The organism is Parasphingomonas halimpatiens (genome assembly GCF_036663795.1).
Classification (GTDB): domain Bacteria; phylum Pseudomonadota; class Alphaproteobacteria; order Sphingomonadales; family Sphingomonadaceae; genus Sphingomonas.
Genome location: NZ_JAXOJP010000090.1, coordinates 1 through 1150 on the forward strand (window position 1 = coordinate 1; position 1150 = coordinate 1150).

At 62.2% G+C, this 1150-nt stretch carries 1 protein-coding gene; it reads left to right on the plus strand.

Features of this window, described 5'->3' with window-relative positions:
• Position 1 precedes the first annotated feature (1 nt).
• A protein-coding gene (locus U1839_RS26750) for an IS3 family transposase (RefSeq protein ID WP_332806602.1) occupies positions 2–1089 on the plus strand; the annotation gives its coding sequence in 2 pieces (ribosomal slippage) (positions 2–212 and positions 212–1089; 1089 coding nt in all).
• Positions 1090–1150: the final 61 nt, after the last annotated feature.

A 1150-nucleotide genomic window follows, 5' to 3' on the forward strand; every position in this document is an offset into this window, starting at 1 on the left:
GGTGGCCTTAGCTGCGGTAAAGGGCGAGAAGACGCTGGCCGAGCTAGCGCATCAGTTTGACGTGCACCCGAACCAGATCACGACGTGGCGCGGCCAGTTGCTGGAGGGTGCAGCGGGGGTTTTCGGGTCGGACAGCCATAGCGAGCCGGCCGAGCCGGCGATCGACGTAAAGACGTTACACGCCAAGATCGGCGAGTTGACGCTGGTGAACGATTTTTTATCCGGGGCGCTCGGCAAGGCGGGACTGTTGCCGAGCGCAAAACGATGATCGACCGTTCGCACGCGTTGCCGGTGACACGGCAAGCGCGGGAGCTGGGGATCAGCCGTGGCAGCGTCTATTATCTGCCCAGGCCGACCTCGGCTGCCGACCTCGCGATCATGCGGCGGATTGACGAGCTGCACATGGACTTCCCGTTCGCGGGCAGCCGGATGTTGCGCGATCTGCTTGCCGGCGAAGGGGTCAAGGTCGGCCGGCTGCACGTCTCAACGTTGATGAAGAAGATGGCGATCGAGGCGATCTACCGACGGCCCAACACGTCAAAGCCTGCGCCGGGGCATAAGATTTACCCCTATCTGCTGCGCAAGCTGGCGGTGACGAGGCCCAACCAGGTCTGGGCGACGGATATCACCTACATCCCGATGGCGCGCGGCTTTGTCTACCTCATCGCCATCGTCGACTGGTTTAGCCGGCGGGTTTTGGCTTGGCGGCTGTCGATCACGCTGGAGACGGATTTTTGCATCGAGGCTTTGGAGGAAGCGCTGGCGCGCTTCGGGGCGCCGGAAATCTTCAACACCGATCAGGGCAGCCAATTTACCAGCATGGCGTTCACCGCCGTCCTGCACCGCGAGAAGATCGCGATCAGCATGGATGGCCGCGGCGCCTGGCGCGACAATGTGTTCGTCGAACGCCTGTGGCGATCAGTGAAATACGAGGAGGTCTACCTGCAGGCCTATGGCTCGGTCAGCGAGGCCCGCGCGTCGATCAGCCGGTACCTGACTTTCTACAATGGACGACGCCCGCACTCATCGCTTGACCGCAGGACACCCGATCACGTCTACTTCAACCGGCCGCTTCTCGCAGCGGCATGAAACCGGCAGACGCTCCACTTAGCAATTGCGCCGAGCTGTTCAAATGAACCGAGCCACCTCT